The organism is Streptomyces sp. NPDC033136 (genome assembly GCF_055578235.1).
In genome coordinates this window covers 27,934-42,388 of record NZ_JBVIPD010000034.1, presented here as the reverse complement: position 1 = coordinate 42,388, position 14,455 = coordinate 27,934, and the positions used below count along the sequence as shown (strand labels likewise).

The following is a 14,455-nucleotide window of genomic DNA, read 5'->3' as shown; positions in this document are numbered from 1 at the left end:
AGCCGGAGCCGGAGCTTCAGAAGGAGGCCTACCGATGAAGGTGTCACACTCGCGCGTCGACCGCGGGCCCGTACGGGCGCTCCTGGCGGTGACCCTCGCCTCGCTGTCTGTGGGCTGCACGTCGGTGTTGTCATCGGACGACGACACCGACGGCGCGCCCGCACCGTCCTGCGCGTACGTCGTCGAGTACGGCGGACGCAGCTACCTGGGCAGGGAGGAGGCCGACGTCCCCGTGGGGGAGTCGCTCGGCACCGCCACCCGCCCGGCATGCGACGACACTCCGGGCGACGGCGACGAGGGGGAGGGCCCGGCCCTGATGACCGCGTTCGCGGTCAAGGGCATCGACCCCGGTGTCGCCATCGCGGTGTTGGAGGACACCGACCGGCACCGTCTCGTCGTCGCCGACACCGTCAAGGAACTCCCGCCCGAGCTCAAGAAGCTGACCGACCTCTCCTGACGCCGGTCCGGGCCTCCTCAGCCCTGCCTCTCCAGCACCGCGTAGTCGGCGAAGCAGCGGCGGTAGCGCAGGTGCCGGGTCTCCTGGGTGTGCCTGCGCTGCCACTCCTCGACCTCGGCCGGTGCCGAACGGAGCCCGGAACCGGCTCCGCAGTCAGCGTCCTCGCCCGAGACGCAGCGCGCCTCGTACTCGGGCAGGGCGGACGGGTCCTGGGCGATCGTGTACGGCACGTACCGGAAGATCCTGCGCCCGGCCGGCTCCCCGCCGTGCTCCTCGCGTTGGTGCTTGCGCAGCAGAACGTTCGCGTCCGTCACGGCACTCGCGTCGAACGTCGCCCGTGCGGTGCGCCTGCGGGCGGACAGTTCCTCACATGTCGCGCACCCTCGTACCGGCAGCGGAGGCCGGTTCGGATCAGCTGACAGCACCTCCCTGGAACGGTCGTTGACCGCCCGCACTCCCGCGCTGAGCCGCTCGTCCAGGGTCGCCGGCCGGATCCTCGCCGGGTCCGCCTGCCATTCCCGGCCGCCGCCGACCGGGCGCAGCATCACGTACGGGCCGGTCCTGTCCTGGTACTCGCCGACCTTGTGCGTCTGGGGGTCGTAGACGAGCGTTCCCGGTTCCATTGCGCGCTCCTTCGTTACTCTGGGTGTAGCAAGCGTTGCGCAGGGGGACGGCCCGGTTCAATGCCTGGCGTGTGACACCGGTGCACTGTCACGGAGGGGGATGCCGTGAGCCGACGGAACGGCGGGGCGGAGTCGGGGGCGAGTACGGCCGCCGTGTTCGGGGAGGTGCTCCGGCATTTCCGCGAGGCGGCACTGCTCACGCAGGAGGGGCTGGCGCGGCAGATCCCGTGCGACCGCTCGCACGTGGCGCGGGTGGAGGCCGGTACGCGGGTGCCGCAGGACACGTTCGCCAAGACCTGTGACGAACTGCTCGGCACGGGCGGGGTGTTGCTTCGGCTGTGGGGGCGGATCGACTGGTATCCGCAGGTGGAGCATCCTGACTGGTTCCGGCGGCGGGCGGAGATGGACGAGGAGGCCGTCTCCCTGCGGGAGTATCAGGAGCGTGTGATTCCGGGGTTGTTGCAGACGTCGGACTACGCCCGCGCGCTGTCCTCGCGCTACGTGAGCGGGGTGGACCTGGATGCACGTGTCCGAGCCCGGATGAGCCGACAGCAGCGCTTCCTCGCCGACGGCGGTCCGATGTACGTCGTTGTCCTCGACGAGAGCTGCCTGCGCAACGTGGTGGGTGGTCCGGCTGTCATGCGGAACCAGTGCGTGCACTTGCTCGGCGTCGCGCAGCGCCCCAATATCCGTATCCAGGTCGCGCCCGCAGGGCCGCTCGAAATCGTCCGTCCCAGCGGCTCCATGTCGCTGATCACGCTGCCCGAAGGGCGTCAATGGCTCTACTCGGAGTCCCTCGACCGTGGCCACTTCACGAACGATCCGGCCCTCTACGAGCGCTATAACCAGTTCTATGATGTGCTCAGGGCGGACGCCCTGTCAGCTCCCCAGTCCGCCGCTCTGATCCACGAGGCGATGGAGAGGTACGAGCGCTATGGACCGGAACGAGTTCGGCACAGTGGCCTGGGTCAAGAGCAGCTACAGCGACGGCAACGGCGGCAACTGCATCGAAGTAGCCCCCGGTTTCCCCGAATCCGTCCCCGTCCGCGACAGCAAGAACCCTGACGGCCCGATCCTGCTCGTCACCCGGTCCGCCTGGTCGGCGTTCACCGCCGCTCTCTGAGCGCTACTCGTCGCGCTTGCGCTCGTCCGGGTCGGTGTCCTTGTCCTCGTCGAGCGACTTCAGGAAGTCGGGATTGTCGTCGGGCGCGACCCACTGGCGGGACCGGTCGCCGCCGCGCACACCGGACCAGCCCTCGGCGGCCGGGCTCCGCTTCTTGCCGGCGATCAGCCAGGAGATCGAGCCGACGAGCGGAAACACCAGCACGAGGAGCGCCCACAGCGGCTTGGGCATGTGACGGATGTCGTCGTCCTTCGTGCTGATGCAGTCGATAAACGCGTACACGCTGAGCGCCAGCGGCACGAGGAACATCAGTACCCGGAGCATGGACGGCCTCTCAGCGAAAGCGGGTGGGCGGTTCAGGGTCAGAGTAGCCGCTCGGGGATACTGGACCGCATGGCTTACGACGATCTTCGCTCCCTGCTCAGGGCGCTGGAGCGCGAGGGCGACCTCAAGCGCATCAAGGCCGAGGTGGACCCGTACCTGGAAGTCGGGGAGATCGTCGACCGGGTGCAGAAGGCGGGCGGCCCGGCACTGCTCTTCGAGAACGTGCGCGGGTCGAGCATGCCGCTCGCGATGAACGTGTTCGGCACGGACCGGCGGCTGCTGAAGGCGCTGGGACTGAAGTCGTACGCGGAGATCTCGGAGCGCATCGGCGGGCTGCTGAAGCCCGAGTTGCCGCACGGGTTCGTCGGCGTGCGCGAGGCCTTCGGGAAGCTCGGCGCGATGACGCACGTGCCGCCGAAGAAGGTGAAGGACGGCCCGGTGCAGGAGGTCGTCCTGACCGGGGACGACGTCGACCTCGACCAGCTCCCGGCCCTGTTCACGTGGCCGAAGGACGGCGGGTCGTTCTTCAACCTGGGGCTGACCCACACCAAGGACCCGGCCAGTGGCGTCCGCAATCTCGGGCTGTACCGGCTCCAGCGCCACGACAAGCGCACCATCGGCATGCACTGGCAGATCCACAAGGACAGCCGGAACCACTACCAGGTGGCGGCCCGGCGCGGCGAGCGACTGCCCGTCGCGATCGCGTTCGGGTGTCCGCCCGCCGTGACGTACGCCTCCACCGCGCCGCTGCCCGGGGACATCGACGAGTACCTGTTCGCCGGGTTCCTCGCGGGCAAGCGGATCGAGATGGTCGACTGCAAGACCGTGCCGCTCCAGGTCCCGGCGCAGGCGGAGGTCGTGATCGAGGGCTGGCTGGAGCCCGGCGAGATGCTGCCGGAGGGGCCGTTCGGCGACCACACCGGCTTCTACACGCCGCAGGAGCCGTTCCCCGCCCTGAAGATCGACTGCGTGACGATGCGGAAGCGGCCACTGCTCCAGTCGATCGTCGTGGGCCGGCCCCCGACGGAGGACGGGCCGCTGGGCCGGGCGACGGAACGCTTCTTCCTGCCGCTGCTGAAGATCATCGTGCCGGACATCGTCGACTACCACCTGCCGGAGGCGGGCGGCTTCCACAACTGCGCGATCGTCTCGATCGACAAGAAGTACCCGAAGCACGCGCAGAAGGTCATGCACGCCGTCTGGGGCGCGCACATGATGTCCCTGACCAAGCTGATCGTGGTCGTCGACTCCGACTGCGACGTCCACGACCTGCACGAGGTCGCCTGGCGGGCGCTCGGCAACACCGACTACGCCCGGGACCTCAGCGTCGTCGAGGGCCCCGTCGACCACCTCGACCACGCCTCCTACCAGCAGTTCTGGGGAGGCAAGGCCGGCATCGACGCGACGAAGAAGTGGCCCGAGGAGGGCTACACCCGTGACGGCGGCTGGCCCGACATGGTGGAGTCCGACCCGGAGACGGCGGCGAAGGTGGACCGCCGCTGGAAGGAGTACGGGCTGTGAGCTCCGCTTCCGCCGCGATCCCGCAGCCAGGACGCACCAGGGCCTTCCTCCGCCTGGTGATGATCGAGCACTCGGTCTTCGCGCTGCCCTTCGCCTACATCGCCGCCCTCACGGCGATGTACCAGGTGGACCGGAACATCCACTGGGGCAGGCTGCTGCTGGTCACCGTCTGCATGGTCGGCCTGCGCACCTTCGCGATGGCGGTCAACCGGATCATCGACCGGGAGATCGACGCGCGGAACCCGCGCACCGCGCAGCGCGAGCTGGTGACCGGCGCGATGTCGGTGAAGCACGCCTGGACGGGCGCGCTGATCGCCCTCGTCGTCTTCCTCGGCGCGGCGGCCCTGCTCAACCCGCTGTGCCTCGCCCTGGCCCCCATCGCCGTGATCCCGATGGTGGTCTACCCCTACGGCAAGCGGTTCACGAACTTCCCGCAGGCCATCCTGGGTCTCGCCCAGGCGATGGGCCCGGTCGGCGGCTGGCTGGCGATCACGGGTTCCTGGTCCTGGGACGCGGTGATACTCGGCCTCGCCGTCGGCATCTGGATCGGCGGCTTCGACCTGATCTACGCCTGCCAGGACGTCGAGACCGACCGCGAGATCGGCGTCATGTCCGTCCCGGCCCGCTTCGGCATCCCGGCGGCGATCCGGGGCGCCCGGGTCTGCCACGCCCTCACGACGGCCCTGTTCGTCTGGTACGCCCTCGCCACCGGCGCGGGCGCCTTCTTCTGGCTGGGCCTGCTGATCGTGGCCGGGGCGTTCCTGTACGAGCACACGATCGTCCGCCCCCACGACCTGTCCCGCGTCAACAGGGCGTTCTTCAGCGTCAACGGCTTCATCGGGATCGCCCTGTTCGTGTGCGCCCTGCTGGACCTGGTGGTGCGCGGCCTCACCGTATGAGCGCGGGCGGTGTGTCCGGGCGGCGGCGGAAGACGAACGCCGCCGCCACACCCGCCAGCAGGCCCAGCAGGTGTCCCTGCCAGCTGACGCCCGTCTGGGTGGGCGCCAGGCCCGCCAGGATCGAGCCGCCCCAGATCGCGGCGACCAGCACCCCCGCCAGGATGCCCAGGGGGCGGCGCTCGACGAAGCCGGTGACCAGCAGGAAGCCGAAGAGGCCGAAGATCAGGCCGGAGGCGCCCGCGGTGTTGGTCTGGGCCGGGGATATGAGCCATACGCCCAGGCCGTCCACGATGATGATCAGCGCGCAGACCAGCAGGAACCGGCGCAGCCCCGAGAGCGCGGCGAGGAAGCCCAGGACCAGCAGCGGCGCCGTGTTCGCCGCCAGGTGGGCGAAGCCGAAGTGGATGAAGGCCGAGGGGACGATGTCGACCAGCTCGGAGGGGACGCGCGGGTTGACGCCCAGGCCGTCCAGCGCGTGGCCGCTGGCGAGGTCCACCACTTCCAGCAGCCACAGTAGCGCGACCCAGGCCAGCATCAGCTTGCCCGCGGCCAGCGCACGATCGCCCGTCGACCACCCGGCTCCCGGACCTGACATGGCGACCCCCAGTGCTCGCTCGTCCTCTCCAGGGAACGCCCCGCCCCCCTTGGCCGGTTCCCACCCTGCGACGCCGGATAGGCTCGGTGTTGTGAACCCAGTCAAGCCAGGCGAGATGCCGCGTACGCCTTGGATCGTAGGGGTGTCCGGTGCCTCCGGCACCCCGTATGCCGCTGCCGTGCTGCGGGCGCTGCTCGCCGCCGGCGAGAGCGTCGATCTCGTGGTGTCCCGGGCCTCCCGGCTCACCCTGCTGGACGAGACAGGGATCTCCTTCCGGGACGCCCACTGGCGGGACGACCTGCGGGAATGGCTGTCCCGGGGCGCCGACGGCAAGCCGGACACGTTCTCCGTCGACCTTGACGCCGTACGGCACTGGAGCGCCGGCGACCTGGCCGCCGGCCCCTCCTCGGGGTCGTACCCCACCCAGGGCATGCTCATCGTGCCCGCCTCGACGGCGAGCGTGGCCGGGGTCGCGCTCGGGCTGTCGAAGGACCTGTTGCAGCGGGCGGCGAGCGTGACCCTGAAAGAAGGACGCAAGCTGGTCGTGGCCGTACGGGAGACCCCGCTGAACGGTCAGACCCTGCGGCACCTGGTCACCCTCGACGACGCGGGCGCGACCGTCGTACCGGCCTCACCCGCCTTCTACGCGGGCGCGACCCACATCCAGGACCTGGTGGACTTCGTCGCCGGACGCGTACTCGACGCGGCGGGCGTGCCGCACACGCTCTACCGCCGTTGGCAAGGTGAGCTCGGCGGCGGATCACACCGCGCCGGCTGAGCACCACCGAACCTCATCGGACTCAACGACAACTTCAGCGGAAGGCTTCGATCGCAATGGACGCGGTGGACAGGCAGCTCATCCAGGCCCTGAGGGAGAACGGCCGGGCCTCCTACGCGGAGCTGGGACGCCTCGTCGGGCTGTCGGGACCCAGTGTCACCGACCGCATCAACCGGCTGGAGGCGGCCGGGGTCATCACCGGCTACCGGGCCACCGTCGACGCCGCCTCGCTCGGCCTCGGCGTCACCGCCCTCATCGGCATCTCCCTGTCCGACGCCACCGACCACGAGGACGTGGCGCAGCGGCTGAAGGACCTCTCGGAGATCGAGGACTGCTGGTTCATCGCGGGCGACGACTCGTACATGCTCAAGGTACGGGCGGCGGACGTGGACGGCCTGGAGAAGATGATCCGGCGGCTCAGCGGGATCGAGGGCGTCTCCCGGACGCGTACGACCATCGTGCTCTCCACGAAGTGGGAGAACCGGGTCGGAGAGCTGCCCGAAGAGGAGTAGGCCCGAAGGGCCGTCCGGGGGCACCTCCCGCCCGAAGGGCGGGGGCGTACGGTTGGGGACGTCGTCGAGGAAAGGTGTGGGCATGGATCTCGGGCTCAAGCGCGAGCTGGAGGAGAAGGTCAGGGCCGGTGAGCGCCTGACCCGTGAGGACGGCATCGCGCTGTACGAGTCGGACGACCTGGCCTGGCTCGGGGGCCTCGCGCACGAGGTGCGCACCCGCAAGAACGGCGACGTCGTGCACTTCAACGTCAACCGTCACCTCAACATGACCAACGTGTGCACGGCCTCCTGCGCGTACTGCTCCTTCCAGCGCAAGCCGGGGGAGAAGGACGCGTACACGATGCGGATCGAGGAGGCCGTCAAGCTCGCGAAGGCGATGGAGGGCGAGAACCTCACCGAGCTGCACATCGTCAACGGGCTGCACCCGAACCTGCCGTGGCGGTACTACCCGCGGTCGCTGCGCGAGCTGAAGGCCGCGCTGCCGGACGTCTCGCTGAAGGCCTTCACGGCCACGGAGATCCACCACTTCGAGACGATCTCCGGGATGAGCGCGTCCGAGATCCTCGACGAGCTGATCGACGCCGGGCTGGAGTCCCTCACCGGCGGCGGTGCGGAGATCTTCGACTGGGAGGTCCGGCAGCACATCGTGGACCACCGGACCCACTGGGAGGACTGGTCCCGCATCCACCGGCTCGCGCACGAGAAGGGTCTGAAGACCCCGTGCACGATGCTGTACGGGCACATCGAGGAGCCCCGGCACCGGGTTGACCACGTGCTGCGGCTGCGCGAGCTGCAGGACGAGACCGGGGGCTTCCAGGTCTTCATCCCGCTGCGGTACCAGCACGACTTCGTCGACGTGCAGGACGGCAAGGTCCGCAACCGGCTCCAGGCGCGGACGCAGATGGCGACCGGCGCCGAGGCGCTGAAGACCTTCGCCGTGTCGCGGCTGCTGTTCGACAACGTGCCGCACGTCAAGGTCTTCTGGGTCATGCACGGGGTGCAGACCGCGCAGCTCGCGCTGCAGCACGGTGCGGACGACATGGACGGGTCGGTCGTCGAGTACAAGATCACGCACGACGCGGACAACTACGGGACGCCGAACAAGCTGACGCGTGAGGACCTGCTGGATCTGATCCGCGATGCCGGGTTCCGGCCGGTGGAGCGGAACACGCGGTACGAGATCATCCGGGAGTACGACGGGCCCGACCCGGAGCGGCGGGAGTCGCCGCAGCCGATGCGGGTCTGACTCGACAGCGTCCCGCGCCCCTGAGGGGGGTACCCGGAGGGCATGGTCAGGACCGAGGCGCCTGAGGACGCCTATACCGCTGAACCCTTCGTTCCTGGTCGCGGCGGCCTTCCCGCTCTGCGGCGGGCCGCCGCCGACTGCCGTGGCTGCCCGCTGCACCGGGACGCCACCCAGACCGTGTTCGGGGCCGGCAGCAAGGACGCCCGGGTCATGCTCGTCGGGGAGCAGCCCGGGGATCAGGAGGACCGGCAGGGGAAGCCGTTCGTCGGGCCCGCCGGGAAGCTGCTCGACAGGGCGCTCGCCGAGGCCGGTGTCGACCCGGGCGAGGCCTACGTCACCAACGCCGTCAAGCACTTCAAGTTCGCGCGGGCCGAGCCCCAAAAGCGGCGGATCCACAAGGCGCCGAACCTGCGGGAGACGACCGCGTGCGGACCCTGGCTGGCCGCGGAGCTGGCGGTCGTGGAGCCGGAGCTGATCGTCGTACTGGGGGCCACCGCCGGGAAGGCGCTGCTCGGGTCCTCGTTCCGGGTCACGCAGGTGCGCGGCACCGTGCTGGAGGAGGAGATCCACGGGCGGCCCGAGCGGCTGGTGCCGACCGTGCATCCGTCGGCGGTGCTGCGGGCGGACGACCGGCAGGCGGCGTACCAGGGGCTGGTGTCGGACCTGAAAGTGGCGGCGCGAGCATTGTCGTAATGGCTACAATCCCTGCATGCCCCTTACCTTCACGCTCGATCCCGCCGTCACCCCCGAGCTGCGAGACGGCATCCTCGACCTGTGGGCCGACGTCTCCAACGCCGGAGGAGCCGTCGGGTTCGTGCCGCCGGTGACGCGGGAGGACATCCGGCCCGAACTGCTCAAGCACTTCGCGTTGATGTCCGAGGGGCGGGTCAGGCTGCTCGTGGGGCACGACGAGGAGGGGCGGGTCGCGGCGACCGCCTTCCTCACCTTCAACACGCACCACCTGATGACGCACTGGCTGTGGCTGTACACGGTGATGGTGCATCCGCGTCACCAGGGAAAGGGCTACGGCCGTGATCTGCTGGCCGCCGCCGCGGACGCGGCCCGGGGCGTCGACGGGATCGAGGTGATCCGGCTGACCTGCCGGGGCGGTACCGGGCTGGAGCGCTTCTACGAGTCCTGCGGCTACAAGGAGGTCGGCCGCATCCCCGGCGCGATCCGGGTGGCGCCCGGCGACGACCGGGACGACGTCATCATGCTCCTGTCCCTGGGCTGACCCCCCTGAAAGATCGGCCGTCCGGCGTGCTTCACTGGACGGTGCCCGTTTGGGTGCGTTCTGGCCGTTCGAACCGGAAGAGTGGATTGAGATGCTCCGCTACACGCTGATGCGCCTCGGAATCTTCGTGGGCTGCCTCGTGGTCGTCTGGGGCGCCGTCTACTCCGGCCTCGCTCCGCGCGGCCTCGGTGAAAGCAACGGCCTGTGGATCGTGCTGCTCGCCCTGCTGATCTCCGCGCCGATCAGCTTCGTCGTGCTGCGCAGGGAGCGGGACCGGGCGTCCGTGCGGGTCGCGCAGCGGGTCGACCGGATGAAGGCCAATCTGGCGGCCAACCGCGGCCAGGAAGATGCCGCCGACGACACCGCGCGGGCTCAGGGGCAGACCTCGTAGGGCCCCGCCCGCACCGGCGAACAGCGCCCCGTTTCCGCACATGCTCGGAAACGGGGCGCTTTGCCTTGTGTGGGTGTGTGTGCCCGATCACCTATCAAAGTCAGGCTTTGGGGTCCTCAAAGTTCAGGTGTTAAGGTCGTTGTATGAAGTCAGCAGTCGCGCCCCCTCTGCCTCCGAGCGTTCCGCTCGTGGCGCGGCTGCACGTGGATCTCTGTCGGTGCGCGTCCGCTTTCTGTCGTTCCTGACGTAACGCAACCCCCGTCGTCTCCCACGTCAGTTCCCCGCGTCAGTCCCCCACGCGTCCCCCCCCTCCAACGGAGCAGTCCGTGTCCTCACGCACGAAGTCCTTCAAGGTGCCCTTCTGGGCCCAGATCATCGCCGGTCTCGTCCTGGGTGTGCTGCTCGGCTGGCTCGCCCGCGACCAGGACCTGTCCTGGCTGGTCACGACCCTGGAGAAGGTCGGCGACCTCTTCATCGGCCTGCTGAAGCTGGCCGTCGCCCCGCTCGTCTTCTTCGCGATCCTGGTCTCGATCACCAACCTGCGGAAGGTCAACAACGCGGCCCGCCTGGCCTCGCGCACCCTCCTCTGGTTCATGATCACCTCGCTGATCGCGGTCAGCATCGGCCTGGTCATCGGCCTGGTCACCAACCCGGGCGCCGGCACCGGCCTCACCCCCAAGGACGGCGGGAAGCCCGAGGACACCGGCTCCTGGATCGACTTCCTCACCGGCATCGTGCCGACGGACGTCATCACGCCGTTCACCGAGCTGAACGTCCTGCAGATCGTCTTCATGGCCGCCGTCGCCGGCATCGCGGCCCTGCAACTCGGCGAGAAGGCCCAGCCGATCCTCACCCTGAGCGAGTCCGTGCTGAGCCTGCTCCAGAAGGCCCTGTGGTGGGTCATCCGACTCGCCCCGGTCGGCACCGTCGGCCTCATCGGCCACGCCATCGCCACCTACGGCTGGGACCTGATCGGCAAGTACGCGACGTTCACTGCCGACATCTACGCCGGCTGCCTCATCGTGCTGTTCGGCGTCTACCCGACGCTGCTCGCGACCGTCGCCAAGCTCAACCCGGTCCAGTTCTTCAAGGGCGCCTGGCCCGCGATCCAGCTGGCCTTCGTCTCCCGCAGTTCCGTGGGCACCATGCCGCTGACGCAGAAGGTCACCGAGCGGCTCGGTGTGCCGAAGGAGTACGCGTCCTTCGCCGTGCCGTTCGGTGCGACGACCAAGATGGACGGCTGCGCCGCGATCTACCCGGCCATCGCCGCGATCTTCGTCGCCCAGATCTTCGACATCCAGCTGGGCATCGGCGACTACCTGCTGATCGCGTTCGTCTCGGTGGTCGGCTCCGCCGCCACGGCCGGTCTCACCGGCGCGACGGTCATGCTGACCCTCACCCTCTCCACCCTCGGCCTGCCGATGGAGGGCGTGGGCCTGCTCCTCGCGATCGACCCGATCCTCGACATGATCCGCACCGCGACCAACGTCGCCGGCCAGGCGCTGATCCCGGTCCTGGTCTCCGCCCGCGAGAACCTGCTCGACCGTACGGCCTACGCCACGGCCGACGGCTCCTCCCTGGGCGAGCCGAACGACGAGCTGAGCGACGGCCCGCGCGACAAGGCCGAGCCGGTCACCGCCGCCGCCTGACCGGTCCACGGGCCTGACGCGTTCACGACCCCCTGGGCGGTCCTCCTCCGGTTTCCGGACGAGGGCCGGCCGGGGGGACCGTACGCTAAGCGGTATGGGTGCCGTGAAGACGAAGCGCATGCCGCGTGCGGTCCGTGAACAACAGATGCTGGACGCCGCCGTGCGAACCTTCGGCCAACGCGGCTACATGGCCGCGTCCATGGACGAGATAGCCGAACTCGCGGGCGTCTCCAAGCCGTTGGTCTACCTGTACCTGAACTCCAAGGAAGACCTCTTCACCGCCTGCATCCGGCGGGAGGCCACGTCCCTCGTCGAGGCGGTACAGGCCGGCGTCCGCCGTGATCTGCCCGCCGACCGGCAACTGTGGGAGGGGCTCGGCGCGTTCTTCGCGCACACCGCCGAGAACCCGGACGCCTGGTCGGTCCTGCACCTCCAGGCCCGTACGCACGGCGAGCCGTTCGCCTCCGAGGTCGCCGCGATGCGCGAGGAGATCGTCGCGTTCGTGACGCAGCTGATCCTCGCCGGGGCCCGTGAGGCACACCGCGACCCCGACCTGCCCGAGCGCGAGGTCGCCGGGCTCGCGGAGGCCCTGGTCGGCGCCGCCGAGTCGCTGGCCGCCTGGGCCAACGCCACCCCGGGCGTCACCGCCCGCCAGGCCGCGGCCACGATGATGAACTTCGCCTGGGCCGGACTCGGTGACCTCATGGCGGGGCGGCCCTGGTCGCCCCCGGAGGAGCGGACGGGCCCTCACGCCGGGTAGACGTCCCCCGTCACATGGATCCGGTTCTCGCGGCCACGCAGCTCGAACCGGCCGTCCTGAGCCGCGTAGGTCACCGTCCCGGGCAGCAGCACCGGCGCCCTGAACCGCGCCCGTACGGAACAGAAGCCCGGTGCGCCGTGGGCGGCGAGGCAGCGGGCCACCGTCCACATGCCGTGGGCGATCGCCCGGGGGAAGCCGAACAGCCGGGCGGTGAGCGGGTGGAGGTGGATCGGGTTGCGGTCCCCGGAGGCGGCCCCGTAGCGCCGCCCGACATCCCCGGAGAGCCGCCACTCGGCGACCGCGGGCAGCGGCTTGCGCGCCTCCTCGTCCGCGGGCCCGGCGGGCCGTCGCGTGGCGTGGCGGGCCAGGTAGGTGCTCCTCGACTCCCACACGAGGCCCCCGGCACCGCGCACCTCGGTGACGACGGCCGCCTCCGTGCCGCGCCGGTGCGGGGCCAGCCCCTCGACGTGCACGGAGAGTTCGTACCGCCCGGTCGCCGGCATCGGGCCGTGCCGCGTGATCGTGATCGACGTGTGGACGAGGCCGAGCAGCGGCAGCGGGAAGTCCCGCTCGCTCATCAGCCGCATGGCCAGGGGAAATCCCAGCACCTGCGGATAGGTCACCGGCAGAGCGTCCTCCCCGGTCGGGAACCCGCAGACCCGCTCGTACGCCGCCAGCCGCGCCAGGTCGACGCTCAGGCCGGGCAGGACGAGCCGGGTGCGCGGGAACCCGGCGTCGGGGGAGGGCCGTTTGAAGGGGGACAGCAGCGCGCCGCGGGCGAGGAGCGGGGCGAGGGAGGGGGGCTCGGCGAGGACGAGAGCGGCGTCGGCCATCACGCCCCCAGCAGGCTCTGGCCGCAGACGCGGACGACCTGGCCGTTGACCGCGCCGGAGGCGGGGTGGGCGAGCCAGGCGGTGGTCTCGGCGACGTCGACCGGCAGACCGCCCTGGGCGAGGGAGTTCATCCGGCGGCCTGCCTCACGGATGAACAGCGGGATCGCGGCCGTCATCTTCGTCTCGATGAAGCCGGGTGCCACGGCGTTGACCGTCACGCCGTGCTCGGCGAGCGCACGCGGCGCGAGGGAGCGGACCATGCCGACGATCCCCGCCTTGCTCGCGCCGTAGTTGGTCTGGCCCGCGTTGCCGGCGAGGCCCGCGATCGAGGCCGTGGCCACGATCGAGCCGCCGCGCTTCAGCGTCCCGGCCTTCAGCAGGGCGTCCGTGGTGCGCAGCACGCTCGCCAGGTTCACCTCCAGCACGGAGATCCAGCGCTCGGCGGGCATGTTCACCAGCCGCCGGTCGCGCGTGATGCCCGCGTTGTGGACCAGCAGGTCCAGGCCGTCCGGGAGGGCCTCGGCGATCCGGACGCCCGCGTCGGCGGCCGTGATGTCGAGCAGCAGGGCGGTGCCGCCGAGCCGCTCGGCGACGCGCCGCGCGTCCGGCCCGGCCTGCGGCACATCGAGGACGACGACCCGGGCCCCGTCCCGCGCGAGCGTCTCGGCGACGGCTTCGCCGATGCCGCGGGCGGCACCGGTGACCAGGGCGGTGCGGCCGGCGAGGGGGCGGGTCCAGTCGAGGGGAGCGGCGGTCTCCCCGGCGGTCTCCCCGGGGGACTCCCGGGGGGCCTTCTCGAGGGACTCCCGGGGACTCTCCTGAGGCGTCTCATGGAGTGTCTCCTGGGGTGCCCCCACCTCGATCACCTGCCCACTCACGTACGCCGACTTCGGCGACAGCAGGAACCGGAGCGTCGACTCGGCGGCCGAGGCGTCCGTGAGCCGGACCAGGTTCACGGTCCTGCCCCGGCCGATCTCCTTGCCGAGGCTGCGCGTGAAGCCCTCCAAGGCCTGCTGGGCCGCGGCCTGGTGGTGGTCGGCGGGGTCGAGCGGCGCGCCGAGCACGACCACGCGGCCTCCCCCACTCTCGGCTGCGCTCGAGCGGGAGGTGCCCCCAGCGGCGACGGACCGTACGGCGGGATGCAGGGCCGCGTGCACCTCGGCCAGGCCCTCGACGTCCCGCACTCCGGTCGCGTCCAGGACGACGGCGGCGGCCCGGTCGGAGCCGGCCGGGCCGATCCCCGTCCGGGCGAGCACCGGGGCCAGGTCGACGGCGGACCGGCCGGCGGTGAGGTGCCTCAGGCCGCCGTCCAGGGCGGGGTGTCCGGGGGACCAGCGGGCCAGCGCCGCGGGCTGCGGCAGGCCGAGCCGGCGGGCGAGGAAACGGCCGGGCGCGGTACCGGTGAAGCGCAGATAGCGGTCGGCCATTCCAACTCCCAGTTCCCAGTGACTGCTCTGAAGGTTCACGCATGCTTACTCTGGAGTAAGGTTACCGGAGGTAAGGCTACGTC

At 70.6% G+C, this 14,455-nt stretch carries 18 protein-coding genes and 1 pseudogene; 14 read left to right on the top strand and 5 right to left on the bottom strand.

What is annotated here, in order from left to right; translation table 11 throughout:
• The first annotated feature begins 34 nt into the window (after positions 1 to 34).
• Complete coding sequence (locus ACZ5TL_RS37090) at positions 35 to 457, top strand: DUF6281 family protein (protein ID WP_468595197.1); 423 nt, start codon at positions 35 to 37, stop codon at positions 455 to 457.
• Positions 458 to 474: 17 nt separating this feature from the next.
• On the opposite strand, the gene ACZ5TL_RS37085 is transcribed toward ACZ5TL_RS37090, so the two are convergent.
• Positions 475 to 1,080, bottom strand: coding sequence for a DUF7848 domain-containing protein (locus ACZ5TL_RS37085; protein WP_468595196.1), 606 nt, complete (start codon positions 1,078 to 1,080; stop codon positions 475 to 477).
• 105 nt (positions 1,081 to 1,185) lie between these two features.
• Here ACZ5TL_RS37085 and ACZ5TL_RS37080 point away from each other — a divergent pair, with 105 nt between their 5' ends.
• Both ACZ5TL_RS37080 and ACZ5TL_RS37075 read left to right on the top strand, forming a co-directional pair.
• Positions 1,186 to 2,145 (top strand): helix-turn-helix domain-containing protein, encoded by a 960-nt coding sequence (locus ACZ5TL_RS37080; RefSeq protein WP_468595195.1) that lies wholly within the window; start codon positions 1,186 to 1,188, stop codon positions 2,143 to 2,145.
• Positions 2,102 to 2,203, top strand: a pseudogene (locus ACZ5TL_RS37075) (DUF397 domain-containing protein); the annotation flags it as partial. The gene ACZ5TL_RS37080 and the pseudogene ACZ5TL_RS37075, both read left to right, overlap by 44 nt.
• 3 nt (positions 2,204 to 2,206) lie before the next feature.
• Here the strand turns inward: ACZ5TL_RS37075 and ACZ5TL_RS37070 are convergent.
• Positions 2,207 to 2,527 (bottom strand): PLD nuclease N-terminal domain-containing protein, encoded by a 321-nt coding sequence (locus tag ACZ5TL_RS37070; protein ID WP_468595194.1) that lies wholly within the window; start codon positions 2,525 to 2,527, stop codon positions 2,207 to 2,209.
• A 69-nt stretch (positions 2,528 to 2,596) separates the two neighbouring features.
• Between ACZ5TL_RS37070 and ACZ5TL_RS37065 the strand changes: the two genes are divergently transcribed.
• Positions 2,597 to 4,048 carry a menaquinone biosynthesis decarboxylase gene (locus ACZ5TL_RS37065; RefSeq protein ID WP_468595193.1) on the top strand — a complete coding sequence of 484 codons (1,452 nt, stop codon included), beginning with the start codon at positions 2,597 to 2,599 and terminating at the stop codon, positions 4,046 to 4,048.
• Positions 4,045 to 4,947, top strand: a complete 903-nt coding sequence (gene mqnP / locus ACZ5TL_RS37060) for a menaquinone biosynthesis prenyltransferase MqnP (protein WP_468595192.1) — start codon at positions 4,045 to 4,047, stop codon at positions 4,945 to 4,947. The genes ACZ5TL_RS37065 and mqnP overlap by 4 nt, the downstream gene beginning before the upstream one ends.
• On the opposite strand, the gene ACZ5TL_RS37055 is transcribed toward mqnP, so the two are convergent.
• Entirely contained in the window at positions 4,937 to 5,542 is a 606-nt protein-coding gene (locus ACZ5TL_RS37055; protein ID WP_468595191.1) for a rhomboid family intramembrane serine protease, read from the bottom strand. The two genes, mqnP and ACZ5TL_RS37055, sit on opposite strands and share 11 nt — an antisense overlap.
• 115 nt (positions 5,543 to 5,657) lie before the next feature.
• On the opposite strand from ACZ5TL_RS37055, the gene ACZ5TL_RS37050 reads away from it, so the two are divergent.
• The 9 genes from ACZ5TL_RS37050 to ACZ5TL_RS37010 all read left to right on the top strand — a co-directional run bounded on the left by ACZ5TL_RS37050 (position 5,658) and on the right by ACZ5TL_RS37010 (position 12,112).
• The gene (locus tag ACZ5TL_RS37050; RefSeq protein ID WP_468595211.1) at positions 5,658 to 6,320 is read left to right on the top strand and encodes a UbiX family flavin prenyltransferase; all 663 of its coding nucleotides are present in this window, start codon (positions 5,658 to 5,660) and stop codon (positions 6,318 to 6,320) included.
• Between the two features lie 56 nt (positions 6,321 to 6,376).
• Positions 6,377 to 6,832 carry an Lrp/AsnC family transcriptional regulator gene (locus ACZ5TL_RS37045; protein ID WP_033314055.1) on the top strand — a complete coding sequence of 152 codons (456 nt, stop codon included), beginning with the start codon at positions 6,377 to 6,379 and terminating at the stop codon, positions 6,830 to 6,832.
• Positions 6,833 to 6,914: 82 nt separating this feature from the next.
• Complete coding sequence (mqnE, locus tag ACZ5TL_RS37040) at positions 6,915 to 8,078, top strand: aminofutalosine synthase MqnE (protein WP_468595190.1); 1,164 nt, start codon at positions 6,915 to 6,917, stop codon at positions 8,076 to 8,078.
• 42 nt (positions 8,079 to 8,120) lie between these two features.
• Complete coding sequence (locus ACZ5TL_RS37035) at positions 8,121 to 8,771, top strand: UdgX family uracil-DNA binding protein (RefSeq protein WP_468595189.1); 651 nt, start codon at positions 8,121 to 8,123, stop codon at positions 8,769 to 8,771.
• A gap of 16 nt (positions 8,772 to 8,787) precedes the next feature.
• Positions 8,788 to 9,312 (top strand): GNAT family N-acetyltransferase, encoded by a 525-nt coding sequence (locus tag ACZ5TL_RS37030; RefSeq protein WP_468595188.1) that lies wholly within the window; start codon positions 8,788 to 8,790, stop codon positions 9,310 to 9,312.
• A gap of 91 nt (positions 9,313 to 9,403) precedes the next feature.
• Positions 9,404 to 9,703 carry a DUF4229 domain-containing protein gene (locus tag ACZ5TL_RS37025; protein ID WP_468595187.1) on the top strand — a complete coding sequence of 100 codons (300 nt, stop codon included), beginning with the start codon at positions 9,404 to 9,406 and terminating at the stop codon, positions 9,701 to 9,703.
• 143 nt (positions 9,704 to 9,846) lie between these two features.
• A complete protein-coding gene (locus ACZ5TL_RS37020; RefSeq protein ID WP_468595186.1) occupies positions 9,847 to 9,948 on the top strand; it encodes a putative leader peptide in 102 nt (33 codons plus the stop codon).
• Between the two features lie 81 nt (positions 9,949 to 10,029).
• Positions 10,030 to 11,352 (top strand): dicarboxylate/amino acid:cation symporter, encoded by a 1,323-nt coding sequence (locus tag ACZ5TL_RS37015; protein ID WP_468595185.1) that lies wholly within the window; start codon positions 10,030 to 10,032, stop codon positions 11,350 to 11,352.
• A 94-nt stretch (positions 11,353 to 11,446) separates the two neighbouring features.
• Entirely contained in the window at positions 11,447 to 12,112 is a 666-nt protein-coding gene (locus ACZ5TL_RS37010; protein ID WP_468595184.1) for a TetR/AcrR family transcriptional regulator, read from the top strand.
• On the opposite strand, the gene ACZ5TL_RS37005 is transcribed toward ACZ5TL_RS37010, so the two are convergent.
• Positions 12,100 to 12,945, bottom strand: coding sequence for a MaoC/PaaZ C-terminal domain-containing protein (locus ACZ5TL_RS37005; protein WP_468595183.1), 846 nt, complete (start codon positions 12,943 to 12,945; stop codon positions 12,100 to 12,102). The genes ACZ5TL_RS37010 and ACZ5TL_RS37005 overlap by 13 nt on opposite strands.
• Positions 12,945 to 14,372: a 3-oxoacyl-ACP reductase gene (locus ACZ5TL_RS37000; protein WP_468595182.1), complete on the bottom strand. Its 1,428-nt coding sequence runs from the start codon at positions 14,370 to 14,372 to the stop codon at positions 12,945 to 12,947. Before ACZ5TL_RS37000 ends, ACZ5TL_RS37005 begins: the two co-directional genes overlap by 1 nt.
• Positions 14,373 to 14,455 lie beyond the last annotated feature (83 nt).